This is a genomic window from Arthrobacter sp. zg-Y1171 (genome assembly GCF_025244845.1).
Classification (GTDB): Bacteria; Actinomycetota; Actinomycetes; order Actinomycetales; family Micrococcaceae; genus Arthrobacter_B.
The window spans coordinates 802,745-827,635 of sequence record NZ_CP104264.1; the positions used below are offsets into that span (position 1 = coordinate 802,745).

Genomic DNA, 24,891 nt, shown 5'->3' on the forward strand with positions numbered 1-24,891 from the left:
GACAAACCGCAGGGGGGATTCGGACAAGGTGCGGGGATTCGGACAAACCGCAGGGGGGATTCGGACAAGGTGCGGGGATTCGGACAAACCGCAGGGGGGATTCGGACAAGGTGCGGGGATTCGGACAAACCGCAGGGGGGGCCGGACAAGGTGCGGGGATTCGGACAAACCGCAGGGGTGGCTCCGGACAAGGTGCGGGGATTCGGACAAACCGCAGGGGGGGGGCGGACAAGGTGCGGGGATTCGGACAAACCGCAGGGTGGATCCGGACAAGGCGCGGGGATTCGGACAAACCGCAGGGAGGATCCGGACAAGGATGGCGAAGTGGAAGTCGTCACCACCGCGAAGGTACGTGCATGGTGGACCCAACAGATGACGGCTGCTAGACGGATCCCGGCCGCGGCACCGCAAACAGCGTCCGGGGATCCTGGAGAACCGCAGGGTAGGCGAACGCTGACCGGGAAATTTCCCCGTTCAGCTTCACCTGCCGCACCGCCGTATCGTTCGTGAGTTCCACTGGCCCGGCACGGCCCAGAAGCAGGCGGGTCCGGTCAGCCGGAGAAAGAACAGCCACCTGGTCGCCGTCGTCCATGTCCTCGAGCAACCGAACCAACTGCCGGCCCCGCTTACCGGTGATCGGGGTGCCCTTGGCGGAAAGCATCGGCAGCACGATGGCGGCAGCATCGCCGTCGGGCACTGCACGCACCACCCACAGTCCTTCACCCGGGCCAGGGTCAACGGGATCCGGAACGTCGGCAGGGGAGGGCCAGACATAGGGCAATCCGGCCTCGGTATCCGGAAACAGCGGTCCGTAGACGTCCGGAGACTTCTCGATGAGGTTGGAGCGATGACTGCGGTGCAGTTCTTCGTTCCCGATCCAGGCGGGAAGATCGACGTCGGCTTCCGCAGCCTCCGGAGCGAACTCCAGGATCTGCTCCCGGACGGTATCGGCATGTCCGCGGGCAATCCACTCATCCGTCATCGCCAGCCCGTAGGCGGTGAGCGCCGGCACGAAGCCCTTCCACATCAGCAGGGCGGGGTGGCGCTGCCAGCCGTAGTCGGGAACCACCAGCCCGCGCAATAACTGCAGGGTCTCCACCCGCTGCTTGCCAAGCCTCGCCTGGTCCAGGACGGCGGCGCTGCGGGCGAAGCCCGGATACGGAAGGAAGGTCTGCACGGGCCTAGTCTGTCACTGCCCGCGGGTGCCGAGCTGCCGGACCATGATCAGGTCCCGGAAAGTGTGGACTCCCACCTGGAAGGACCGGCGCCCGAAGGCCTGGAACCCGGATTTGCGGTAAAAGGACTGGGCCCGCACATTCCGGTTGTTCACGCCCAGCCACATGGACCGGGCGCCCGCCGACTCAGCGGCCCGGGCAGCAGCTTCGACCAACTGCCCGGCAAGACCGCTTCCGTGCGCAGCCGGACGCAGATAGAACTTGCTCAGCTCGGCCGAGGGCAGCGCCGCCCGCCCCGACTCCAGCGCCTCCACGACCTCCGGATCGGACGGCGGCGCCAGCACGAGCAGGCAATAACCGCTGAGCCGGCCCTCCGTCCGGGCGACCAGCACACGGTAGGTCTCGTCAGCGAGATAACCGGCGAAGCGCTCGGCGGAAAGATTCGCCGCAATAAACGCCGCGCTGTCCTCCGGGGTTACCTCAGGTGGGCAGGCCAGCGGGAACGTGGCGGCAGCCAGGTCGGCAAGCCCGGGGACATCTTCAAGGTCTGCGGATGAAATGGAAGCTTGCACCCTTCCAGCATAGGCAGGCGGAACGGCTCACCGGCCCGCCCCGTAACCCGGCAGGCTTCCCGAAATCAGTACCGTGCGTAGAGCTCGCCCACCTGCAGTGCGGCGTCCACGGTGTTGTCCGGACCCGGCAGCGGGCAGGCCCATGCCTCGTCATACGCGCAGGACGGGTTGTAGAGGAAGTTGAAATCCAGGATCAGGCTGCCGGGAAGATCGCCCGTCCCGAGGTTCGCTCCCTTGATCGTGTCCAGCAGGTACCGTCCCCCTCCGTAGCTGCCGCCGTCGACGCCGGATGTCGCATCCCGCACGGGGATGAAGATTCCGCCGCCGTAGGAGTCCAGATGCCAGACCGCCAGGCTGCCCACGCCGTCAGCGGAGACCGTGCCGAGCCGGGTAAACGGCACTACGCCGTCCGTCCCCGTAGCGACCTCCATCTTCTCGCCGGCGCCGCCGTCGTCAATTACCGCCTCGAACCGGAACGCCGGATCGTAGCGGGCCGTCCGCAGCCCGCGGAAGCGGCGCCGCGTGTCTTCGGGAAGGGGCGACGCCGGATGGGTGCCGAAGAGCCGGTCGCGTCCGGTGGCCCACAAGGCATGGGAGTGCGACGCCGACATGCCGTCAGCGGCTCGCCTCGCCTGCTCGTAAAGGGCGAACGTGTTACGGCGCCAATCGGCGGTGTCAAGGGCTGTGACAGGAGATACCATTCGTCCAGCGTAGTGTGTTCGAGTGACTACCGGACTCCTCATAGTGGTGCTCGTCGCCATCTTCATCGGCGCGATCGCCCAGCGGATCGCCGGCCTGGGCTTTGCGCTCCTGATTTCCCCCTTCCTGGTGATCATCCTCGGCTCCCACGGGGGAGTGCTGATGGTGAACATCTGCGGACTGGTCTCTTCGCTGCTGATCATGTCCCGTGTCTGGCGGGACGTGGACTGGTCCATGTACCGCTGGTTGGCGGTCCCAGCGGTTATTGCCAGCGTGCCGGCATCCGCAGCCGCGGTTTACCTGCCCGCCGCACCGCTGGCCGTGACGGTGGGCGCCGTCGTCCTCGTGGCGCTGAGCATCTCGCTGCTGCTGCAGCGCACCTCCGTGGTGCTGACCGGCAACGTCCCGAAAGCCGTGGCCGGTTTCGCTTCCGGGATCACGAACGCGATGGCCGGCGTCGGCGGTCCCGCCGTAAGCGTGTATGCGTTGCTGGCCCGTTGGCCGCAACGTCCGTTCGCAGCCACGCTGCAGCCGTTCTTCGTCACCACCGCCACGGTCACCCTGACGTCCAAGCTACTGCTGGATCCGGGGCAGATGCCGCCGTTCCAGTCCTGGGCGTGGGCATTGATCGGGGTCATGATCGTGGGCGGCATCTTCGTCGGCGAGAAACTGCAGCGCTACATCCGCGATGACCAGGCGCGGCTGGCCGTGATCGTTATTGCGTTCATCGGTGCGGCAGCGGCACTGGTCAAGGGCCTGGTCGACCTCTAGGGCAGCGCCGGAGTTACCCGACTCACGCCGGCGCCTCAACGGGCTGTGCAGGGCCGGATGGCACGATAGAAACGATGAAAATTTTATTGCGGCCGAAGAAGCCGGGTGTGCCGCCCATGCCACTCTGGTTGCAGGGGACCTTCGAACTGGGCCAGGCCGCCGTGCTTTCCGCCCTGCTGGTCCTCCTGCCGCTCATCGGCGTGTGGTTTGCCAACGGGTTTACGGATCGGGACTTCACCTCGCTGGCCCGCCTGGGCGGACAGGCCTGGCTGCTGATCCACGGCGTGCCGATGTCACTGAGCTTCCCCGCCGGTGAACTGGGAGAGGCACCCGCCTCCGGGCTGCTCTCCTTCTTTCCGCTGGGACTGACTCTGATTCCGTTCTTCCTGTCCTGGCGTGCGGGCCGCCGGCTTGCCCGGGCCTCCTATACGGACCAGCTCTGGCAGGCAGTTCTGGGCGCACTGGGCACCTATGCGCTGATCGGTGCCGCGGCGGCGTACTTCTGCAGTACCGAAGGCGTGCGGATTTCCGTGACGGCAGGTGCCCTGGTTCCGCTGATCGCCGCAGGTGCCGGGCTCATTGTGGGTGCCCGCATAGAGGCCGGTTCCTGGGTGCGGTTGATCGGCATGGACCTGACCGATTGGATTGCCCGCACCAGCCAGCATTCCCGCTGGGCGGGTTCCTACATGTGGGCCGCGATGCGCGCCGGCGCCGTAGGCACCCTCGCCGCGCTGGGTCTGTCCGCCGTGCTGCTGGTGGTGGCCCTGGCGATGAACTGGGCCGAGATCGCGTCCGTCTACGAACGGCTCGACGCCGGTGCGCTGGGCGGGGCGGTGCTCACCGTGGTGGAACTGGGCCTGATGCCCAACTTCGTGGTGTGGACGCTGGGCTGGGCGTCCGGCGCAGGCTTCTCGCTGGGAACCGGAAGCATGATCAGTCCGCTGGAAACCACCGTCGGTCCGCTGCCCGCACTGCCGGTGCTGGCGGCGCTGCCCGTGGGAAACATGGAATACGGCTACGCGGCTCTGCTGATCCCGGTAATGGCCGGGATCCTGGCGGGCTGGTGGTTCCTCCGGGAGGGCGAAAACCACTTCGACGAGTGGCTTTCCATCAAGATCCGCGCCCGCTGGTTCACCGCACCCGTTTCCACGCTTGTACTCGGGGTGATCGTCGGCCTGGTGTCCGGAGTGCTGGCCGCCGGCGCTGCCTGGCTGGCCCTCGGCTCCCTTGGCATCGGACGCTTCGTCAGCCTCGGACCGGACCCGTTGTGCCTGGGGCTGTGGGTGGCCGCGGAAGTAGGGATCGGCGTCGTTATTGGTTACGCCGTAGGGCCGTGGCTCGAGCGTGAACCCAAGCCGGACGCCTAGCGGATCTGCTGGAACGGCAGGTATTCCGCCTCGCAGGCTTCCACGCCATCGAGGGTGAGGGCGGAGCGCATGCAGGATTCGTAGGTTACGGTCTCATCCCAAAGCAAGGCCATTCCGGCCAGCCCCAGAGTAGTGAAGGCCGTAATGACCAGGCCCAGCGACACCAGTACCGGCATCAGCGGTCCCATCCGGCGCCTCGCCAGCTTGACCACGGCGATGATCCCCACCGCCAACGCCGCGATCCCCAGCGCAAGCGGGATCAGCTTCCACGGCAGGACCAGGTTGCTGCTCAGCAGCATGGCGAACATCAGGAGCCAGAACACTCGCACATACTGAATCGCGTTGCGCTTTTGCTCGTCTGTAGGCGCGGGATGGCGGCTGTCGGGCGCGGGCAAGGTCTTGGTCTGGTGCTGGGTGCCGTCGGTCATGGGTTTAAGCGTAGGGGACGCCGCGTCCTATGGTGGACGCATGCGCATCGTAGTCCTCGTGTCCGGCACCGGATCCAACCTCCAAGCGGTGCTGGACGCCGTCCGTGACGGCAGGCTTGACGTGGAGATTGCCGCCGTCGGCTCCGACCGGCCCGGAACCTACGGGGTCCGGCGCGCCGCCGACGCCGGCTACCCGACCTTCGTGGTCCCCTTCCGGGAGTTCCCGGTGCGGGCGGACTGGAACCGGGCCCTCACGGAAAAGGTTGCCTCCTATGAGCCGGATCTGGTCCTTTCCTCCGGATTCATGCGGATTGTGGACGAGGATTTCATCGACACCTTCGAGGGACGCTACCTCAACACCCACCCGGCGTTGCTGCCGTCCTTCCCCGGGGCGCACGGGGTCCGTGACGCACTTGCCTACGGTGTGAAGGTCACCGGCTGCACGGTTCACCTGGCCGACGCCGGCGTCGACACCGGTCCGATCCTCGCCCAGGCCGCCGTCGAGGTGCTCGACGGCGACAGTGAGGAAACGCTGCACGAACGCATCAAGGTGCAGGAACGGCGGCTGTTGATTGAAACCCTGGACCGGATCAGCCGCGAGGGCCTGCCGGCGCTGTAACCACCGGCTAGTCCAGGGCCGCACCCTTTGTCTCCGGCGCGAACCGGGCCATCCACAGTACGGCCATGAGCACCAGGATCCCGGCCAGGGCGAAGGACATCGGCAGTCCCAGGTAGGGCCAGAGCACCGACACGAAGATCAGCGGACCGAAGCCGGCGCCGATCCGGGAAACGGTGGATGCCCAGCCGAAACCGCTGCCGCGCAGATTGGTGGGGTAGAGCTCCGACACATAGGCATAGAGCACGGGAATGGCTACCTGCACCACGAACCCGTACACCAGCAGCAGGATCGTGGCGGCAGCGGGGATATCCACCACCAGTGCGACCACCACCAGGATGGCAGCCGAAAGCGGGCCGGTAATCGCCAGGATCCATTTCCGGCCGACCTTTTCCACGAGCAGCGCGGCCACGATCACGCCCAGCAGGCCGACGGCGGCCATCCCCGAAGTGGTCAGGAACGCGCGGTGTTCGGCGAACCCGGCATCCACGAGGATTTTCGGCATCCACTGCAGGGCCAGGTAATAGACCAGCAGGATGGTCAGGAACAGGGACCAGGCCGCAATGGTGGTCTTGGCGCTGAACCGCCAGAGGTCCGTGAGCTGGGTGCCGACGGTGCGCAGGGACAGCTTCTCGGGGGCCTGCGGTTCGGGCAGGCGCCATTCGGTCTGTGTCCCGCCGGTGCGGCGGACCAGATCGTCGATGACCGCGGAGGCTTCCTCCGTGCGGCCCTTCCGGACCAGATAAAGCGGAGACTCCGGGACCGAGCGCCGCACCCAGAAGACCAGGAACGCGGGGATCACCATGATCAGCATGGTGTAGCGCCAATCCGCGAAAGTGGCCATGATGGCCGCTGAGGTGACACCGCACAGCGCTGCGCCGACGGGCCACCAGCCGTCCATGCCGGTCAGCACCCTTCCCCGCTGTTTCTTCGGAGTGAACTCGCCCACCAGGGCATAGTCCACCGGAACGCAGCCGCCCAACCCGAAACCGGCCATGAAACGGAAGATGCAGAACCAGACGATGTCCGGGGAGAAGGCGCCCAGCACCGTAAAGATCGAGAACACCAGCAGCGTGGCGGAAAAGGCCCGCTTCCGGCCGATCGCATCGGCAATGGAACCCCAGACGAAGGCACCGATGGCCATGCCCAGCAGGTTGGCTGTTCCGATCCAGGCCGCTTGTGCCGGGGCCAGCGCCCATTCCTTGGAGAGCAGGGGAATCAGGACGCCGTTCAGCGTTACATCCCAGGCGTCGAACATAAAGCCGAGGCCGCCGATGAGGAAGATTTTGCCCTGGACCTTCCACCGCCAGGGCAGGTTCTGGACCACCTGGTCACCGGTGGGCAGGGCGTTGGTGACGGACATGTGTTTCGGGGCCTTTCGGAGGGGAGGTGCGCGGGTTCGGGGAGAACACTACCGCGGCGGAGCCCCTGCATGTGGATAAAACCGAAGGGACTCGCGCGGGAAGGGAGCATATTGCCATGGCTGGATCACAGGCAGCCGGGCAGGAAAACGGGCCCGAGACGGGTTGTTACACGCAGCCCGGGGACCGGAAGGAAGCGAAGGCATAAACTTCTCGTGGGCCGCACGGCCTGCGCCCCGATCATCGACCATTTGGAGTGTCAGTTGTGAGCAATCCCGTCCTTGACCGTGTTCCCATCCGCCGGGCCCTGATCTCGGTCTACAACAAGACGGGCCTGACGGAACTCGCGCAGGGCCTCGCGGCAGCCGGCGTCAGCATAGTCTCCACCGGTTCCACCGCAAAGCAGATTGCCGCAGCGGGCGTCGAGGTCACCGAGGTCGCCGAAGTCACCGGGTTCAAGGAATGCCTGGACGGACGCGTCAAGACGCTGCACCCGCGGGTCCACGCGGGGATCCTCGCCGACCGCCGCCGCGAGGACCACATTGCCCAGCTGGAGGAAATGGAGATTGAACCCTTCGACCTCGTGGTGGTGAACCTCTACCCGTTCGTGGAGACCGTCCGCTCCGGCGCCGGCCAGGACGAAGTGGTGGAACAGATCGACATCGGCGGCCCCTCCATGGTCCGCGCCGCGGCGAAAAACCACCCCTCGGTGGCTGTGGTGGTGGATCCCGGCAAATACTCCGACGTCGTCACCGCGGCAGCCGAAGGCGGATTCGCCCTCGCGGAACGACGCCGGCTGGCCGCCGAGGCCTTCGCGCACACCGCTGCCTATGACACGGCGGTTGCCACTTGGACGGCAGAGCAGTTCGGGGACGGCACCGAAGACGGCACCAAATGGCCGGCCTACACCGGTCTCTCCCTGGAACGCGCCGAGGTGCTGCGTTACGGGGAAAACCCCCACCAGGACGCGGCGCTTTACGTGGACAAGGGTGCCGATCCCGGCGTTGCCCAGGCCGACCAGCTGCATGGCAAGGCCATGTCCTACAACAACTACGTGGATGCCGACGCTGCCCTGCGCGCAGCGTTCGACTTCACGGAACCGGCAGTCGCCGTCGTCAAGCATGCCAACCCGTGCGGCATCGCCGTGGCTTCGCCCGGTGCCGCGGACCCAATCGCGGACGCGCACGCCAAGGCGCATGCCTGCGATCCCGTCTCGGCCTTCGGCGGAGTCATTGCCGCCAACCGCACGGTCACTGCCGGCATGGCGCGGACCGTGAAGGAGATTTTCACGGAGGTGGTGATCGCTCCTGACTTCGAGCCGGAAGCCGTGGAGATCCTTTCGGCGAAGAAGAACATCCGCCTCCTGACGCTGCCCGACGGCTACGGGCGCAGCAACACCGAATTCCGGCAGGTGTCCGGGGGTGTCCTGGTGCAGAAGGCGGACCGGCTTCAGGCTGAGGGCGATGACCCCGCAAACTGGACGCTCGCAGCGGGCGAGGCCGCCGACGAATCGACGCTGGCCGATCTGGCCTTCGCCTGGTCTGCCGTACGTGCAGCCAAGTCCAATGCCATCCTCCTGGCGAAGGACGGCGCGTCGGTGGGCGTGGGCATGGGACAGGTCAACCGGGTGGATTCCTGCCGGCTCGCCGTCGAACGTGCCAATACGCTCGGCGCTCCCGGCGAGGAACGGGCCCACGGCTCCGTAGCCGCTTCCGACGCGTTCTTCCCCTTCGCGGACGGCCTGCAGATCCTCGCCGACGCCGGTGTCCGCGCGGTGGTGCAGCCGGGCGGATCGGTCCGGGACAACGAAGTGGTTGAAGCCGCGGCGGCGGCCGGCATCACCATGTACTTCACGGGTGCGCGCCACTTCTTCCACTGAAGTCCACCCTGGGACGGCAAGGCGGTGCAGGTAATGCGCCGCCTTGCTGTTTAGGGCGCGGATAGTGGGCTGTGGCATAGTTGAACTCAAATAAAAGCCAAAAAGACGGGTTCCGTCATGCCACAAGACATGCTCCGGTGCCCACCAACACACAAGGAGATCGTGTGGCTGAGAAAATTAAGGTTGTGGGCTCTGTAGTAGAGCTCGACGGCGACGAGATGACCCGCATCATCTGGCAGTTCATCAAGGATCGCCTGATCAACCCGTACCTGGACGTAGACCTGAAGTACTACGACCTCTCCATCCAGAACCGCGACGCGACCGACGACCAGGTCACCATCGACGCAGCCAACGCGATCAAGGAACACGGCGTAGGCGTCAAGTGCGCCACGATCACCCCCGACGAAGCACGCGTCGAGGAATTCGGCCTGAAGAAGATGTGGGTCTCCCCGAACGGGACCATCCGCAACATCCTGGGCGGCGTGGTCTTCCGCGAACCGATCATCATCTCCAACATCCCGCGCCTGGTCCCGGGCTGGAACAAGCCGATCATCATCGGCCGCCACGCCCACGGCGACCAGTACAAGGCCACGAACTTCAAGGTTCCCGGTGCCGGTACCCTGACGCTGACCTACACGCCCGCCGACGGCAGCGAAGAAATCAAGCAGCAGGTTGTTACGTACAACGAAGATGGCGGCGTCGCCATGGGTATGTACAACTTCAACGATTCCATCAAGGACTTCGCGCGCGCTTCCTTCGCCTACGGCCTGCAGCGCAACTACCCGGTGTACCTCTCCACCAAGAACACGATCCTGAAGGCCTACGACGGCCAGTTCAAGGACCTGTTCCAGGAAGTCTTCGACGCCGAGTTCAAGGACCAGTTCGAAGCAGCCGGCCTCACTTACGAGCACCGCCTGATCGATGACATGGTTGCCTCCGCGATGAAGTGGGAAGGCGGCTACGTCTGGGCCTGCAAGAACTACGACGGCGACGTCCAGTCCGACACCGTGGCACAGGGCTTCGGCTCGCTGGGCCTGATGACCTCCGTGCTGATGACCCCGGACGGCCAGACCGTCGAGGCAGAAGCTGCACACGGTACGGTTACCCGCCACTACCGCCAGCACCAGCAGGGCAAGCCCACCTCCACGAACCCGATCGCCTCGATCTTCGCGTGGACCCGTGGCCTGATGCACCGCGGCAAGCTGGACAACACCCCCGAGGTCATTCGCTTCGCCGAGACCCTTGAAGACGTTGTCATCAAGACGGTCGAATCCGGCAAGATGACCAAGGACCTGGCACTGCTGGTCGGCCCGGACCAGGCCTACCTGACCACGGAAGAGTTCCTCGCCGCACTGGACGAGAACCTCAAGGCCCGCCTGGGCGCCGAGGTTGCAGCCTAAGCACCACTGCACCAACGACGACGGCGCGCTGCCCCTTTACGGGGCGGCGCGCCGTCGTCGTTCCCCGCCTTGTTAAGCACCTGCGTAACAACTAGCGCTGCCGCACGGGCGGTGCCACCATGTGGGGATGTCGAACTCCACCACTGCGCAGCCCGCCGCGAAGAGCGCCGAAGAGCGAAGCGCCCGCATAGCGGTAACCGTGTTCCCGCTGCTGATTGTTGCCGGGGGAGCGGTGGCCCTGTTCTTCCCGCAGGCCTTCACCGGACTGTCCGGCTACATCAACCCCGGGCTGATGCTCATTATGTTCGGGATGGGCCTGACCCTGACCCTGCCGGATTTCGCGCTGGTTCTCCGGCAGCCGCTGCCCGTCCTCCTGGGAGTGGTTGCGCAGTACCTGATTATGCCGCTGCTAGGTTTCGGCATCGCCTGGGCGCTGCAGCTCAGCCCAGAACTCGCGGCCGGCGTGATCCTGGTGGGCTGTGCCCCCGGCGGTACGGCGTCGAACGTGGTGACGTACCTGGCCCGCGGCAACGTAGCCCTTTCCGTCGCCATGACGTCGGTTTCCACACTCCTTGCGCCGCTGCTGACCCCGCTCCTCGCGCTGTGGCTCGCCGGCCGGTACATGGCGGTGGACGCCGGGTCAATGGCATGGTCCATTGTCCAGATTGTGTTGATCCCGGTGGTGCTGGGCCTGGCCATCCGGTATTTGGCGCCCCGGGTGGTGGACCGGGTCCTGCCTGTCCTGCCCTGGATTTCGGTGCTGGCCATTACCTTCGTGGTTATTGCCGTGGTGTCGGGCAGCGCCGAAGCCATCTTTACCGCAGGCTGGCTGATCCTGCTGGCGGTGGTGCTGCACAACGGCCTGGGACTTGGGCTGGGTTACGGCGCAGCGAAACTGTTCCGGCAGCCGATTCCCTCGCGCCGGACCATGGCCATTGAAGTGGGTATGCAGAACTCCGGGCTGGCCGCGGGACTTGCCAGGCAGTACTTCGCTCCCGAAGCGGCCCTGCCTGCAGCGGTCTTCTCGGTCTGGCACAACGTCAGCGGTGCCTTGATGGCAGCCATCTGGCAGCGGCGCCCCACCAGCTGAGCGTCCGGCCGGTTAGGCCCAGCGCAGCCGATGAAACGCCCGTGACGCGGCGCAGGCCCCGGACACGCTGTCCGGGGCCTGCGCCGGTTGTGCCGGCCGTTCTGCGGTTAGATGCCCGCGCCTGGATCGCCGGACGACGACTGCCCGGAACCGGATGATCCCGAGCCCGCGGATCCGGAACCGGATGAGCCCGAACTGCCGCTGCTGTGGCCGAACGAGCCCGGCGAGCCCGAACCGCCGGAACCCGAGCCGCTGGACGAGACCGAGGCAGGCTCCGACGAAGACTGCCCGGAAATGGTGTGGCCGTCCTTGTAGGCGGCCGCCACCTCGATCTTGCGCGGCTTCGACCGTTCGCTCACCGGAATGAAGACGCTCAGCACCCCGTTCTCGTACTTCGCTGAGATCGAGTCAATATCAATGCCCTGGCCAAGATTCAGCTGGCGCAGGAAGGTTCCGCTTTCCCGTTCGCGGTTAAGCCAGGTAACCCCCTCGGTGGTGTGGATGGTCCGCTCGGCCCTGATGGTCAGCAACTGGCCGTCAACGTCCACGTCCACTGAGCCGGGGTCGATGCCCGGCAAATCCGCGTTGAGGATGTAGTGGTCGCCCTCGCGGTAGAGGTCGATCGGCATGAGCCGCAGCCGCTGCCGGGGATCGAGAAGGGCGCCTGCCATCCGGTCAAGCTCGCGGAAAGGATCAAACTTCATCGCCATTGTCATCAACTCCTGTTGCCCCGGTACCCGCCGGGCACCGGTGGTTGGAATGCCGTTGTTGGAAAAGGGTCGATAAAGGTTGAGTCGTCATGACTCAACGATGGAATTCACGCTAGCACTCACCACTTTTGAGTGCTAGGTTCAGCGTCCGATTCTTGCCGCCAGGCGCCCGGTTTTCGCCCGGTCAGCCGACCGGCCAGGAGTGGACAGCCGCATTGGTGTGCATGTTCTCCCAGTAGAGCCGGGAGAGCTCGCCCAGGGCCGCCGGCCGCGGCATCCCGGCATCCTCGAGGCGGCGCAGCGTGGCGATCTGCCAGGCAGCGCCGTTCTGCTCCGTGCGGGCACGTTCGGCCACCACGCTCAGGTAGCGGTCGATCAGGGAGGAATCCACTTTCAGTTCCCTCAGGCCCTCGGCGGCCTGCGGAATCAGGTGGCGCACAATCAGTTCGGCCACCGGAATCTCGCCGATGCCCGGCCAATAGACTGCTGCCTCCAGTCCGTACCGGGCGCAGGCCAGGAAGTTGTCCGACGCCGTCTTGAAGGCAATGCGGCTCCACAGCGGCCGGTCAGCTGTGCGGATGTACTCCACGAGCCCGTAGTAGAACGCGGCGTTGGCGACGACGTCCAGGACGGACGGGCCGGCCGGCAGCACCCGGTTCTCCAGACGCAGGTTGGGTGTGCCGCTGCCGGGGTCGTAGATCGGCCGGTTCCAGCGGTAGACCGTGCCGTTGTGCAGGCGCAGCTCGGGCAGCAGCGGGGCACCGAAAGCGGTGGCTTCCGTTCCGCTGCCGGACAACTCCGGAAGCAGGGCAGGGAAATAGCGCACGTTTTCTTCGAAGAGATCGAAGATCGAGGTAATCCACCTTTCCCCGAACCAGACACGGGGGCGTACCCCTTGGTTGCGCATCTCCGGCGGCCGGGTGTCTATGGCCTGCTTGAAGAGTTCAATCCGGGTCTCGTGCCACAGCACATGTTCCATGAAGATGGGTGAATTGGCGGCAAGGGCAACCTGGGGGCCTGCGATCATCTGTGCCGCGTTCCAGGCCGGAGCAAACTGTTCGGGCGAGACTTCCAGGTGCAGCTGGACCGATGTGCACGCAGCCTCAGGCGCGATGTTCTGTGCGTAGAAGGACAACGGCTCCGGGCCGGACAGGTCGAGGAGGACGTCTTCTCCCCGGGCCTGGAGGACCGACGTGTTCAGGGCGGCATAACGCTGCCCGCTGCTGAGCCAATCCCATCCGTCCATGAAGCGGGGGGTGAGGGTGGGGAGGATGCCCACCATCATGATGTCTGCCGCTTCCTGGGCGGCACGCTCATCGGCACGGTTGAGCTGCACCCGGAGGCTGTCCTCGAGCTCCTTCAATCCAAACTGTGCCACCGACAGTGCGGGGTGGTTCATCTCGATGTTGAAGGCGCCGATTTCGGTCTGGAAGGCCGGATCGGCGATTCGCTCAAGGACAGCCGTGTTGCGGAGGGCGGGGGAGAAATCACGGTTGGTCAGGTTCAGCTCCAGTTCCAGGCCAATGCTGGCCGTGTCCGCAAACTGCGCGGTGGAAAGGAAGTGAGCGAAGTGGTCCAGGTTTTCCAGCAAGCGCTGCCGGTAAGCCGTGCGCTGCGCCCGGCTGAAGGTCCTGCTCGTAACTTCTGCGCCCATTGCCCGTTACTTCTTTTTCAGGCCCTTGAGGACATTGGCCGGCCGTTGCATCTCGCCGTGCTGGGCGCCCATCACAATCACCGCACCCGAAAGCACGGGGATGCTCCACTGCAGGACCTTCAGCTGGCGTTGGGCCGACTTCAATTCCTTGGATGCGCCCTCGCGGGGTTCCGTTGCCCCTTGGCTGCCCTGCTCCGAGAGCTTCCCTACCTTGCCGCCCAGGATGCCTGAATAGAGGGTGACTACCGCCGCCAGCGCCGTCACGGCTGCCTTGTATACGGTGAGGGAACCGACCCCCTCCTGCTTGGAGACCCGGGTTTTGTTGTCACCGATAAGCGCGAGTCCGGCCAGGAAATGCAATCCGATAGCTCCGGCCTGCACGGGGGCCCACTTTTTCCAGCCGAGGGCGGACAGCCGGGTTCTCTCAGTGGGATCCTTGGCCTCGGCAGTTGCTCCGTTAAGTCCGACGGCGCCCATCAGGGAACCGCCGAACCAAGCCGCCGCCGTGAGGTCATGGACGGATCGTGCTACTAGATTTGCAGCCAATGTGATGCTCCTGTGCGTTGTGGCCGAGGGGACTGCCCTGCCGGATTATTCGGCAGGGTACGGCGTCCGCTGGCTCTTCTGATCGGTGGAAAAAGAAAACCACGCACGGAATCCAATAGCAAGGGCACTTACAATCCTAACACGCTACACATTCGTAACTAAGTGTGCTTATTATCTTTGTACGGACCATCCGATCTTGATCAGCAGTTGCAATGACGAAAGAGAGCGATGATGACAGAGAACTTCACTCCGCGCGACGGAAGCCATGCAGCATCCCCGGCCGGAAGTACCAATGACTCCACAGCCGCTGCGAAGGCCGATGCGGCCAAGCAGCAGGCCGGTGACATCGCCCAGCAGGCCAAGGGTAACGCCGCTCAGGTAGCGGACACCGCCAAGTCTGAAGCAGCGGGTGTTGCCTCCGAGGTAAAGACCAACGCCAAGGACCTGTTTACCCAGGCCCGTTCCGATCTCACCGAGCAGGCAGGTACCCAGCAGCAGAAGGTGGCTGAAGGCCTTCGCTCGATGGCAGACGAACTGCACTCCATGGCGCAGTCCGGCCAGTCCGGGGTAGCCACCGATCTCGTCGGTCAGGCCGCCAGCCGTGCGTCTTCGGCCGCCACGTGGCTCGACGGCCGCGATCCGGGATCCCTGCTGGACGAGGTCAAGGGCTTTGCCCGCCAGCGCCCCGTCGCCTTCCTCGCCATCGCAGCCGGAGCCGGTTTCCTGGCAGGCCGCCTCAACAAGGGCCTCAGCGCAGGCCTCCCGACGCAGGGTGCGTCCGGATCCGCCGGCCAGCACGTGGGACCGCCCGTTCCGCCCGTGACGCCTGTCCCGCAGGCACCGGTGGCACAGCCCACGGTCGGCACCGCCGCGACCAGCGATCCGTTCGGCACCGAACCGGTCCGCCAGCCGGGTACGGGTCCCGCATCGGCCCAGACTCTTCCGCCCACCCCCTCCACCGGCGTTCCGGCAGCTGATCCCTACAGCGGTGGTCGGCACTGATGAGTACCGAACTCCCTCCCACACCAGCACAGGCTAAGGCTGAGTCCACGTCCCTGGGCGATCTGCTCGGCCAGGTGACGCAGGACATGTCCACCCTCATGCGTCAGGAAGTGGAGCTGGCGAAGGTCGAACTGAAGCAGTCCGCAACCCGCGCAGGCACGGGTGCCGGAATGTTCGCAGGAGCGGCCGTCGCAGGCTACTTCGTACTCCTCTTCCTCTCGGTCGCCCTGTGGTACGCACTGGGCACGACGGCGATCGGCTTCGGCTGGTCCGCAGTGATCGTGGCGGTTATCTGGGCCATCGTCGCTGCCGTCCTCGCCTCCCGCGGACGCAAGGAAATGAAGAAGATCAAGGGCATGCCGCAGACGTCCGAGACGCTGCAGGAGATCCCCCAGACTATGAAACCAAGCGAGGAAACACGATGAGTGAAAACCCGGATGAGATCCGCGCCGACATCGAAGCAACCCGCCGGCGCCTAGGCACCAACGTGGACGCCGTGGCGGACAAGGTAACTCCTTCCCACATCGTTCAGCGCCAGACGGACAAGATGAAGGACAAAGTATTCGGAGTGAAGGACAGGGTGATGGGTGTGGCCGATTCAGTAGGTAACAGCGCGAGCAATACCGGCAGCAACATCGGCGGCAGCGTGTCCGACATGGGCAGCAGTGTTTCGGACGGCATGTCTGCCGCCGGCTCCGCCGTCCAGGGTGCACCGGCGAAGCTCGCCGGCCAGGCGCAGGGCAACCCCATTGCCGCAGGTTTGATTGCCTTCGGCGCCGGCCTGCTGGCGGCAACGCTGATCCCCGCCAGCGACAAGGAGCGCGTCGCTGCTGACAACATCAAGACCGCCGCGCAGCCGATGACCGACGAACTGGCAGGCGCAGCCAAGGAAATGGCTGAAGGCCTCAAGGAACCGGCCCAGGAAGCGGTCGAGAACATCAAGGCCACTGCCACGGACGCCGCGCAGAACGTGAAGTCCGAAGGCCAGGCAGCCGCCGCGGACGTCAAGGATTCCGCTTCCGAAGCGCCGCAGAACGTGAAGAACGCCTAGCAGGCACCACACCACACCGCAGCACGCGTCACTCAGCAAAGGAGTACCTGATGCAGATCGACAAGCAGCAGATTATCGAATTTCTGAAGAATCGCGGCGACAGCTCGAAGGCAGGCCAGGCGGAGTCCGAACTGCCGGAGAAGGTGGATACCGAGCGCGACTCGGGTCTGCTGGACAAACTTGGTGTAAACCCCAAGGACCTGCTCGGGAAACTCCCGGGTGGCCTGGGCGGACTGGGCGGCTAGCACGGCACTGAAACGACGGCGGTGCCGCACCTGCAAAAGGTGCGGCACCGCCGTCGTTTTTAGTGCCTTGCCAGCTGCTGCGCCTCCACGGCTCAGTCAGCGGGGACAGTGGCCTTGTCATTGGCGTACAGCACGCCGATCTGCGCCCGTACCGCGTCAAAGAGCCGCATGGTCCGCAGGGAGTCCGCCCACGTCATGGTGGGGCTTTCCACCATGCCCGCCTGGATGCAGCGGGTCACCTCGCGCAGCTCGTACGCGTAGCCGTTGCCGACCTGCGGGAACCGCTCCACGCGGGCCTCGCCGTCCTGCGGCACGATGGTCAGCTCCACCGGGTTATGCAGGGGTGCGCCGGTGCGGAGCCAGCCCCTGGTGCCGGAAATGACCGCGGTCCGCGGGCAGGAGGAGACCAGAGACGAGGTCAGCTGCGCCAGGCCGCCGGACGGGTACCCGAGCGTCAAGGCGTTCTGTGTGTCCACGCCGTCGGCGTTGATGCTGCCTACTGCGTGGACCGTCTCCGGGTAGCCCAGCGCGCCCAGGGCAAAAGTGAGCGGATAGACGGTCAGGTCCAGCAGTGCGCCTCCGCCCGCCGCCGGGTCCCAGAGCCTGCTGGCAGGGTCATACGGTGCCGGGAAGCCCAGGTCTGCCTGCACCCAGTTGATGTCGCCGAGCTCACCTGAGGCAATGAGTTCCCAGATGCGGTTGATGCAGGGCAGGAAACGGGTCCAGACCGCTTCCATGAGGAACAGGTTGCGGGACCGGGCCAGTTCGATCAGGTCCTCGGTTTCGCGGGCATTGATGGTCAGCGACTTTTCGCACAGTACGTGTTTGCCGGCCTCCAGAGCCCGCCGGGCAATCCGATAGTGCTGGGCGTGCGGGGTCCCGATGTAGACGACGTCGACATCGGGATCGGCAAAGAGCAGGTCGTAGCCCGAGGCATCGTCTGAGTCGAAGTAGCTGCTGGCGAAACCGAAGCGGGCGGCGAACTCCTCGGCCGTGGCCCGGCGGCGGGAACTGACCGCCTGCAGGACGGCGTCCTCCAACCGGGCGATGTCTTCAGTGACACGCTCGGCAATGTTCCCGGTGGCGACTACGCCCCAGCGCAGGGTTCGTCCCGTGGACTGGACGGGACTGGGAGCTCCCGGCTGGACACAGGGCGGGGTGGGTATGTGTTGAACGGCAGTCATGGTCCTCGTCTTCCGCGTCGTTGCAGGGAGTACCCCTACTCTATGGTCGCCCCGGCCATAGGCCTAGGGATGGACTCTGGGTTCGTGCGGCACGAAGTACAGGCGACCGGTGTGTGGAACAGAGTGGAACAGGCGTGGAACAGCCCGGGTCTCCACTGAGGGAAACCCGGGCTGTTCCGCCCCGAGGGGCAGTGAATACGTGCTTACTTGGTCAGCTCGGAGAGCGTGGGGTCATTCGCGTAGGCCTCGGCAGCGTTTGCCTTGGTGACGATGACCGGCTCCAGAAGGTAGCTCTCGACTACCTTCTTGCCGTTGTCGTAGCTCTCGTCGTCGTTGATTTCGACCTCTTCACCGGCGCCCAGTGCCTTGACCATGTCAATGCTCTGGTTCACCAGGTTGCGGGTGTCCTTGTTGATGGTGGAGTACTGCTTGCCTTCCATGATGAGCTTGACGGATTCCACCTCGGAGTCCTGGCCGGTGATGACGGGCAGCGTCTTGCCGGCGCCGGAGACCGAGGTCAGGACGGCGCGGGCCAGGGTGTCATTGGGGGAGAGGACGCCGTCCAGTTCCTGGGAGGCGTAGTTGCTGGAGAGCAGGGTGTCCATGCGCTTCTGGGCGTTCTCCGCCTTCCAACCCTGGGTGACGGCCTGGTTGAACTCGGTCTGGCCGGAACCGACCACGAGGTTTCCTGCTTCGATCTCCGGCTGGAGGACATCCATGGCGCCGTCGAAGAAGACCTGGGCGTTGGCGTCATCCGGAGAACCGGCGAACAGCTCAATGTTGTACGGGCCTTCGGGCTTCTTCTCCTTCAGCCCGTCCAGCAGGGCCTGGCCCTGCAGCTGGCCGACCTTGAAGTTGTCGTAGGCCACGTAGTAGTCAACGTTTTCAGTGTTGGTCAGCAGACGGTCATAGGCAATGACGGTGATGCCGGCGTCCTTGGCGTCCTGCAGCTGCGAGCCGAGCTGGCTGCCGTCAATGGCACCCACAATCAGGACCTCGACACCGTTGGTGATCATGGAGCTGATCTGGTTCTGCTGTTCGGACACGCCGCCGTTGGCGAACTGGACCTGGCCTTCGTAGCCGGCTTCCTTGAGGCCGTCGTTGAAGAGGGTCTCTGCCAGCACCCAGTTTTCCGAGGTCTTCTGCGGCAGGGCAACGCCGATGGATGCCCCGTCGTCGAAGCCTTCTTCGGCGCCGGAAGCGGTTTCTTCGGTACGGCCGCAGGCGGACAGCGACAATGCTGCCACCGTTGCCGCAACGGCGAAGGACTTTGCGAATTTACGCATGGTGTTCTCTTTCTGAATAGCGGTTGTGGAAAATAGTGCGGAGTAAGTGGTGCGGTCTAGGCGTCAGTGGAGATGACGGTCTTGGTGCCCGTAGGCATTTCCGGGGTGGCGTCGACGACGGCGGGGGCCGGCTTGGGCTTGTTGCCGCCGAAGTTGCGCATCAGCAGTCCGGTGATGGAGGGCTTGCCCTGGGTCTTGTTGTAGACGTCCAGTGCGACGGCGAGGAGCAGGACCAGGCCCTTGATCATGGAGGTCGTGTCCGCGCCCACGCCGAGCAGCTGCAGGCCGTTGTTCAGGACGGCCATGACCAGGCCGCCCACGATGGAACCGACCACGGTGCCGACGCCGCCGGACACGGCCGCTCCGCCGATGAAGACGGCGGCAATGGCGTCGAGTTCCCAGTTGGTGCCGTCAAACGGACCGGAGGCGGTGGAGCGGGCCACGAAGATCATGCCGGCCAGGGCGGCCAGGATCGACATGTTCATCATGACCATGAAGTTGACCTTCTTGCCCTGCACGCCGGAGAGCTCTGCTGCGTGCCGGTTGCCGCCCACCGCGTAGACGTGGCGGCCGAGGATGGTCTTGTTGGAGACGAAGCCGTAGAAGAGGACCAGGACGCCCAGGATGATGCCCGATACTGGGAAGGACGTGCCGGGACGGCCCGTGGCGAAGAGGTACGTGGCGTAGAGGATGACGGCGCAGAGCAGGCCGATCTTGACCACCGGAACCCAGGCAGGCGGGTTGGCGGTGCCCAGCTTGGCGTTGCGGGAACGCTTGCGCATTTCGCCGTAGATCACTGCGGCGCAGAGGATCAGGCCCAGCAGCAGCGTCAGGTTGTTGTAGCCGGGGATCGGGCCGCCCTCGGGCAGGTAGCCTGCGCCGATGAACTGGAATTCGGAGGGGACCGGAACCGTGTTGGACTTGCCCACCCACTGGTTGGCTCCGCGGAAGATCAGCATGCCTGCCAGCGTCACGATGAACGCCGGGATTCCGACGTACGCCACCCACAGGCCCTGCCAGGCGCCGATTGCGGCGCCCACCAGCAGGCCCAGGAGTATGCCCGCGTACCAGGGCAGGCCCCAGTCCCGCATGGCCATTGCGACGACGATGCCCGAGAACGCGGCGACGGATCCCACCGAGAGGTCGATGTGGCCGGCGATGATCACGAAGACCATGCCCACGGCCAGGATCAGGATGTAGGAGTTGCCGTTGAACAGGTTGATCATGTTCGTGGGCGTCAGGGTCTTGCCTCCGGTGAGGACCTGGAACAGGCCGACCAGGATGGCCAAGGCGAAGATCATCCCGAATTGGCGGCCGTTGCCGCCCAGGAGTTGCTTGATGGCGTTCATGAAAGTGTTCCTTGAGTGGCGTAGTCGGCGGGCTTCCGGGCGGGGGAGGTCATGAGCCTCATGAGGTTCTCCTGGTTGGCCTCCGCCTTGGAGACCTCGCCGGTGATCGCCCCTTCGAAGATGGTGTAGATACGGTCGGAGAGGCCCAGGAGCTCGGGGAGCTCAGAGGAGATCACGATGACTCCCTTGCCCTGGTTCGCGAGCTGCTGGATGATTCCGTAGATTTCGTACTTGGCGCCCACGTCGATGCCGCGGGTGGGTTCGTCCAGGATCAGCAGGTCCGGGTCGGTGAACATCCACTTGGCCAGGACGACCTTCTGCTGGTTGCCGCCGGAGAGCTTGGAAACGCCCTCATCGACAGTGGGTGCCTTGGTGCGCAGGCTCTTGCGGTATTCCTCCGCGTGGCGGAACTCGGCGTCGTTGTCGACAACCAGGCCCCGGGTGATCTTTTTGAGGTCTGCCGAAACCGTGGTGGCCTTGATGTCGTCCAGGAGGTTCAGGCCCAGGGTCTTGCGGTCTTCAGTGACGTAGGCCAGGCCATGGTTAATCGCGGAGTGCACCGTCTTGAGGGTGATCTCCTTGCCGTCCTTGATGATCTGGCCGGAGATGAAGTTGCCGTAGGAGCGGCCGAAAACGGAACGGGCCAGCTCGGTGCGTCCGGCGCCCATCAGTCCGGCGAATCCGACAATCTCGCCGCGTTTTACGTGGAAGTCCGCGCCCTTGCAGACCAGGCGGTCCGCGACGGAGGGGTGGCCCACGGTCCAACCGCGGACCTCGAAGAACGTTTCACCGATCGTCGGGGTGTGGTCCGGGAACCGGGACTCCAGCGAACGGCCCACCATGCCGCGGATGATGCGGTCTTCGTCCGCGCCTTCGGCGGCAACGTCGATCGTCTCGACCGAGCGGCCGTCGCGGATGATGGTGATGGAATCCGCAATCTGCTCAATTTCATTGAGCTTGTGCGAGATCATGATGCAGGAGATGCCCTTGTCCCGCAGGCCTGACATCAGGCCCAGCAGGTGCTGGGAATCGGTCTCGTTGAGCGCTGCGGTGGGCTCGTCGAGGATCAGCAGCTGTACCCGTTTGTTCAGTGCCTTGGCGATCTCCACCAGCTGCTGCTTGCCCACGCCCAGATCCTTGATGGGCGTGGTGGGGTCTTCCTGGAGTCCGACCCGTTCCATGAGGTCCAGGGTGTCGAAGTTGACCTTGTCCCAGTCGATGACGCCGAACCGGGTGGGTTCATTGCCCAGGAAAATGTTCTCGGCAATGGAGAGTTCGGGAATCAGCGCCAGTTCCTGGTGGATGATGACAATTCCCGCGGCTTCGCTGGACCGGATATCGCGGAACTGGACGGGCTTGCCCTGGAAGACGATTTCTCCGGTGTACGTACCGTGGGGGTAGACGCCGGAGAGGACCTTCATCAGCGTGGATTTTCCTGCGCCGTTTTCTCCGCAGATGGCGTGGATTTCGCCGGCCCGGACGTTCAGGGCCACATCCGCGAGGGCCTTGACGCCGGGGAACTCCTTGGTGATGGAGTGCATTTCCAGAATGAATGGACTAGGCGACATGCGTATTGTCCCTGCCGTGATGGCAGGGAGCGCGCCGCGCGCCGACTGCCGGAGCTGCTTCTGCTCGCATGAGTGCCTCCGTGTGACCTCTTTGTCGTGATACGGCCCACAGAGTGGGCCGTAAGGAAGTTACCACGGTCACAGGCACTGCCGTCAAGTCTTGAACGCAACAGGAGCGGTTTCGGGTAGTTTGCGGGCCGCCGGGCAGGTACTACGCAGCCGCGGTTCCCTGCTCCTGGAGGACGAGTGCCGCTGCTCCCAGGGCTTCGGCGCGGTCCCCGAGCGAGGACATAAGCACGGTGGAGGTTTCGCCGACGAGGGGAACGGCGTGCCGCAGCAGGCCGCGGCGGATCGGGTCCAGGAACGTGTCGCCGAGGTCGGTCAGCGAACCGCCGATGATGATGAGTTCCGGATTCAGGGTGTTCGCGAGGTTGGCGGCGGCGCGCCCGACCGCAACGCCGGCGTCGTCAATGACGCGCAGGGTGGCCGGATCCTTTCCGGCGGCGCGTGAAAGGATGTCCGCGGTGGTGACGGTGCCGTTGGAAGCACGGCTCAGCAGCTCGATCATGATGGAGGTCGAGGCGATGGTTTCCAGGCAGCCGCGGTTGCCGCACCGGCAGATCAGCCCCTGGTCGAAGATGGTGGCGTGGCCGATTTCTCCGGTGATACCGACATTGCCGTAGTAGAGCGAACCGTTGATGACCAGCCCGGCGCCGATGCCGGAGGCAACCTTGATGAAGATCAGGTTTTCGCTGCAGCCGTGCGGCCCCCAGGTGACTTCCGCCAGCGCACCGAGGTTGGCGTCATTGTCGATGTAGACCGGGACACCCAGCCGGTCGGCGAGGTCTTCGCGCATGTTGATCCCCACCCACTCGGGGAGGATTGCGCCCTGGACCACAGTGCCCGTGCGACGGTCGATGGGGCCGGGGATGCCGACGCCGGCACCCAGGACCGCGCTGCGGTCCACCCCCTGCCGGCGCAGCAGCCGGGCCAGCAGGGCCGCAGCGGCATCCATGCCCTCTGCTGCGGAGTGGCCCAGCGGAAGCTGGATGGACTCCTCCTGCATGATCCGGTGGCCGAGCGAGGCCAGGATCACCCTGACGTGCCGGCGACCGATGTCGATGCCGGCAGCAACGGCTCCTGACTCGTTGAGCCGCACCGAAAGCGCCCTCCGCCCGGAGCTGGTGGTGGGTTCGGTGATGACGAGCTGACGGTCGCTCATATCGCCCACGATGTTGGAGACCGTGGCGCGGGACAACCCCGTCTGGCGCGAAAGTTCCGCCTGCGTCAACGGACCCGAGGCCAAAAGGGCCTGGATGATGCGCTGCCGGTTGCGTTCGCGCAGGGCGCTCTGCGAGCCCGGATTGGGCGGGGTGGTCCCCGGCGTGCGGGTGGTCCTCAACGGCGAGGATGGATCGGCTGGCATTAGTTTAGAGTGCTACATCACACTCTTGCAGTCAAGAAGTGAACACAAGACTAGGGCTGCGCGGCTACGGCAGAGCGGTGGTCGGCAGCCGTCTGCCGGTAGCTTTCCGCGTTGGCCTTCACTCCCGCGAACTCCTCATCCGTGAGCGTGCGGCGGACCTTTGCCGGCATGCCGGCCACCAGCGAGCGGGGCGGGACCACCGTACCCTCAAGAACCAGTGCGCCGGCGGCGACGAGGGAACCGGCGCCGATCACGGCACCGTTCATAATCGTGGCGCTCATACCGATCAGGCAGTCATCCTCGACCGTGCAGCCGTGCACCACGGCATTGTGGCCGATGCTGACCCGCTCGCCCACCGACGTCGGGAAGCCCGGGTCCGCATGCAGCACCACATTGTCCTGGAGGTTGGTTCCGGCGCCCACGCGGATGCTGTTGGAGTCACCGCGGACGCAGGCGCCGTAGAAGGCGCTGGAGTCCGCTGCCATGGTGACGTCGCCAATGAGCGAAGCGGTGGGAGCGAGGAAGACGCTGGAATCGACGGCGGGGGTCTTGCCCCGGAATTCAATGATGTGTGCCATGCCACCCAGCGTAGCGCCGCCCGGAGGCCGGTTAGCGGAAGCCGGCACCCGCAGCAGGAACCGCCTAGTTGAAGACGATGGTCCGCCCGCCGTCCAGCAGGACCCGGTGCTGGGCATGCCACTGCACGGCTTTGGACAGTGCCCGCCCCTCGACGTCGCTGCCCAGGGCCGCCAGCTGGGCAGCCGAACGGGCGTGGTCCACCCGCATGACTTCCTGTTCGATGATGGGACCCTCATCCAGGTCCGAAGTTACGTAATGCGCCGTGGCACCGATCAGCTTCACTCCCCGGGCATGCGCCTGGTGGTAGGGCCTCGCTCCCTTGAAGGAAGGCAGGAAGGAGTGATGGATGTTGATGGCACGCCCGGACAGGTCACGGCAGAGGTCGTTGCTCAGGATCTGCATGTAGCGGGCGAGGACCACCAGCTCAATGTCCAGTTCAGCCATCAGGGCGCGCAGCCGGTCCTCCGCCTGGCCCTTCGTGTCCGGAGTGACGGGGACATGGTGGAACGGCACGCCGTAGAAGTCGGCGAGGGATTCCAGCTCGCGGTGGTTGGAGACAATGGCCGGGATATCGATCGGCAGCGTCCCCGCACGCTGCTGGAACAGCAGGTCGTTGAGGCAGTGGCCGGACTTGGACGCCATGATCAGGGTGCGGGTCCGGCGGCCGGCGCGGTGCAGTTCCCAGGACATGGCAAATGCAGACGCCGTTGCAGCGAGTTCCGCATGGACCTGCTCGTAGGAGCGCGGGGAAGTGAAGTCCACGCGCATAAAGAAGGAGCCGGTTTCCCGACTGCCGAACTGCGCGGACTCGGTGATGTTGCCTTCGGCCGCCACCAGGGAAGCACTGACGGCATGGACAATGCCGGGACGGTCGGGGCAGGACAACGTCAGGGTAAAGGCGTTGGCGGCGGAGGCGTCGGGAAGAGAGCTCAT

24 protein-coding genes and 1 pseudogene are annotated in these 24,891 nt (G+C 65.2%); 10 read left to right on the plus strand and 15 right to left on the minus strand.

Annotated elements, in window-relative coordinates:
* Window positions 1–382: 382 nt before the first annotated feature.
* The 3 genes from N2L00_RS03825 to N2L00_RS03835 all read right to left on the minus strand — a co-directional run bounded on the left by N2L00_RS03825 (window position 383) and on the right by N2L00_RS03835 (window position 2,448).
* Window positions 383–1,177, minus strand: a complete 795-nt coding sequence (locus N2L00_RS03825) for an MSMEG_6728 family protein (protein ID WP_255863505.1) — start codon at window positions 1,175–1,177, stop codon at window positions 383–385.
* 12 nt (window positions 1,178–1,189) lie between these two features.
* On the minus strand, window positions 1,190–1,747 hold the full coding sequence (locus tag N2L00_RS03830) for a GNAT family N-acetyltransferase (protein ID WP_255863504.1): 558 nt from the start codon (window positions 1,745–1,747) through the stop codon (window positions 1,190–1,192).
* A 65-nt stretch (window positions 1,748–1,812) separates the two neighbouring features.
* On the minus strand, window positions 1,813–2,448 hold the full coding sequence (locus N2L00_RS03835) for a DUF1684 domain-containing protein (protein ID WP_255863503.1): 636 nt from the start codon (window positions 2,446–2,448) through the stop codon (window positions 1,813–1,815).
* A gap of 22 nt (window positions 2,449–2,470) precedes the next feature.
* On the opposite strand from N2L00_RS03835, the gene N2L00_RS03840 reads away from it, so the two are divergent.
* The gene (locus N2L00_RS03840; RefSeq protein ID WP_255863502.1) at window positions 2,471–3,217 is read left to right on the plus strand and encodes a TSUP family transporter; all 747 of its coding nucleotides are present in this window, start codon (window positions 2,471–2,473) and stop codon (window positions 3,215–3,217) included.
* 116 nt (window positions 3,218–3,333) lie between these two features.
* On the plus strand, window positions 3,334–4,584 hold the full coding sequence (locus N2L00_RS03845; protein ID WP_255863501.1) for a DUF6350 family protein: 1,251 nt from the start codon (window positions 3,334–3,336) through the stop codon (window positions 4,582–4,584).
* On the opposite strand, the gene N2L00_RS03850 is transcribed toward N2L00_RS03845, so the two are convergent.
* Complete coding sequence (locus N2L00_RS03850; RefSeq protein ID WP_255863500.1) at window positions 4,581–5,012, minus strand: hypothetical protein; 432 nt, start codon at window positions 5,010–5,012, stop codon at window positions 4,581–4,583. The genes N2L00_RS03845 and N2L00_RS03850 overlap by 4 nt on opposite strands.
* Before the next feature lie 40 nt (window positions 5,013–5,052).
* On the opposite strand from N2L00_RS03850, the gene purN reads away from it, so the two are divergent.
* Window positions 5,053–5,631: a phosphoribosylglycinamide formyltransferase gene (gene purN / locus N2L00_RS03855; RefSeq protein ID WP_255863499.1), complete on the plus strand. Its 579-nt coding sequence runs from the start codon at window positions 5,053–5,055 to the stop codon at window positions 5,629–5,631.
* A gap of 7 nt (window positions 5,632–5,638) precedes the next feature.
* Here the strand turns inward: purN and N2L00_RS03860 are convergent, their stop codons facing one another.
* The gene (locus tag N2L00_RS03860) at window positions 5,639–6,991 is read right to left on the minus strand and encodes an MFS transporter (protein WP_255863498.1); all 1,353 of its coding nucleotides are present in this window, start codon (window positions 6,989–6,991) and stop codon (window positions 5,639–5,641) included.
* Between the two features lie 263 nt (window positions 6,992–7,254).
* Here N2L00_RS03860 and purH point away from each other — a divergent pair, with 263 nt between their 5' ends.
* The 3 genes from purH to N2L00_RS03875 all read left to right on the plus strand — a co-directional run bounded on the left by purH (window position 7,255) and on the right by N2L00_RS03875 (window position 11,358).
* Window positions 7,255–8,868 (plus strand): bifunctional phosphoribosylaminoimidazolecarboxamide formyltransferase/IMP cyclohydrolase, encoded by a 1,614-nt coding sequence (gene purH / locus N2L00_RS03865; protein ID WP_255863497.1) that lies wholly within the window; start codon window positions 7,255–7,257, stop codon window positions 8,866–8,868.
* A 164-nt stretch (window positions 8,869–9,032) separates the two neighbouring features.
* A complete protein-coding gene (locus tag N2L00_RS03870) occupies window positions 9,033–10,268 on the plus strand; it encodes an NADP-dependent isocitrate dehydrogenase (protein ID WP_255793181.1) in 1,236 nt (411 codons plus the stop codon).
* A 127-nt stretch (window positions 10,269–10,395) separates the two neighbouring features.
* Entirely contained in the window at window positions 10,396–11,358 is a 963-nt protein-coding gene (locus tag N2L00_RS03875) for a bile acid:sodium symporter family protein (RefSeq protein ID WP_255863496.1), read from the plus strand.
* A 314-nt stretch (window positions 11,359–11,672) separates the two neighbouring features.
* Here the strand turns inward: N2L00_RS03875 and N2L00_RS03880 are convergent.
* The 3 genes and pseudogenes from N2L00_RS03880 to N2L00_RS03890 all read right to left on the minus strand — a co-directional run.
* Window positions 11,673–12,068: pseudogene (locus N2L00_RS03880) on the minus strand (Hsp20/alpha crystallin family protein); the annotation flags it as partial.
* Window positions 12,069–12,252: 184 nt separating this feature from the next.
* On the minus strand, window positions 12,253–13,722 hold the full coding sequence (locus N2L00_RS03885) for a glutamate--cysteine ligase (protein ID WP_255766919.1): 1,470 nt from the start codon (window positions 13,720–13,722) through the stop codon (window positions 12,253–12,255).
* A 6-nt stretch (window positions 13,723–13,728) separates the two neighbouring features.
* On the minus strand, window positions 13,729–14,268 hold the full coding sequence (locus N2L00_RS03890) for a hypothetical protein (RefSeq protein ID WP_255766920.1): 540 nt from the start codon (window positions 14,266–14,268) through the stop codon (window positions 13,729–13,731).
* Between the two features lie 231 nt (window positions 14,269–14,499).
* On the opposite strand from N2L00_RS03890, the gene N2L00_RS03895 reads away from it, so the two are divergent.
* Genes N2L00_RS03895 through N2L00_RS03910 form a run of 4 tightly spaced genes read left to right on the plus strand, consistent with a single transcriptional unit; the run spans window position 14,500 to window position 16,566 of the window.
* Entirely contained in the window at window positions 14,500–15,270 is a 771-nt protein-coding gene (locus N2L00_RS03895) for a hypothetical protein (protein WP_255863495.1), read from the plus strand.
* Window positions 15,270–15,695, plus strand: a complete 426-nt coding sequence (locus N2L00_RS03900; RefSeq protein WP_255766922.1) for a phage holin family protein — start codon at window positions 15,270–15,272, stop codon at window positions 15,693–15,695. Before N2L00_RS03895 ends, N2L00_RS03900 begins: the two co-directional genes overlap by 1 nt.
* A complete protein-coding gene (locus tag N2L00_RS03905) occupies window positions 15,692–16,321 on the plus strand; it encodes a DUF3618 domain-containing protein (RefSeq protein WP_255766923.1) in 630 nt (209 codons plus the stop codon). The genes N2L00_RS03900 and N2L00_RS03905 overlap by 4 nt, the downstream gene beginning before the upstream one ends.
* Before the next feature lie 50 nt (window positions 16,322–16,371).
* Entirely contained in the window at window positions 16,372–16,566 is a 195-nt protein-coding gene (locus N2L00_RS03910; protein WP_255863494.1) for a hypothetical protein, read from the plus strand.
* A 92-nt stretch (window positions 16,567–16,658) separates the two neighbouring features.
* Here N2L00_RS03910 and N2L00_RS03915 read toward each other — a convergent pair whose 3' ends face one another.
* The 7 genes from N2L00_RS03915 to purU all read right to left on the minus strand — a co-directional run bounded on the left by N2L00_RS03915 (window position 16,659) and on the right by purU (window position 24,891).
* Window positions 16,659–17,750 carry a Gfo/Idh/MocA family protein gene (locus N2L00_RS03915; protein ID WP_255766925.1) on the minus strand — a complete coding sequence of 364 codons (1,092 nt, stop codon included), beginning with the start codon at window positions 17,748–17,750 and terminating at the stop codon, window positions 16,659–16,661.
* Window positions 17,751–17,953: 203 nt separating this feature from the next.
* A complete protein-coding gene (locus tag N2L00_RS03920; protein ID WP_255766926.1) occupies window positions 17,954–19,036 on the minus strand; it encodes a sugar-binding protein in 1,083 nt (360 codons plus the stop codon).
* A 56-nt stretch (window positions 19,037–19,092) separates the two neighbouring features.
* A complete protein-coding gene (gene mmsB / locus N2L00_RS03925; protein WP_255766927.1) occupies window positions 19,093–20,385 on the minus strand; it encodes a multiple monosaccharide ABC transporter permease in 1,293 nt (430 codons plus the stop codon).
* Window positions 20,382–21,953, minus strand: coding sequence for a multiple monosaccharide ABC transporter ATP-binding protein (gene mmsA / locus N2L00_RS03930; protein ID WP_255863493.1), 1,572 nt, complete (start codon window positions 21,951–21,953; stop codon window positions 20,382–20,384). The genes mmsB and mmsA overlap by 4 nt, the downstream gene beginning before the upstream one ends.
* A gap of 211 nt (window positions 21,954–22,164) precedes the next feature.
* On the minus strand, window positions 22,165–23,379 hold the full coding sequence (locus N2L00_RS03935) for an ROK family transcriptional regulator (RefSeq protein ID WP_255863492.1): 1,215 nt from the start codon (window positions 23,377–23,379) through the stop codon (window positions 22,165–22,167).
* Between the two features lie 50 nt (window positions 23,380–23,429).
* A complete protein-coding gene (locus tag N2L00_RS03940; protein WP_255863491.1) occupies window positions 23,430–23,957 on the minus strand; it encodes a gamma carbonic anhydrase family protein in 528 nt (175 codons plus the stop codon).
* A 64-nt stretch (window positions 23,958–24,021) separates the two neighbouring features.
* Window positions 24,022–24,891, minus strand: coding sequence for a formyltetrahydrofolate deformylase (gene purU, locus N2L00_RS03945; protein ID WP_255863490.1), 870 nt, complete (start codon window positions 24,889–24,891; stop codon window positions 24,022–24,024).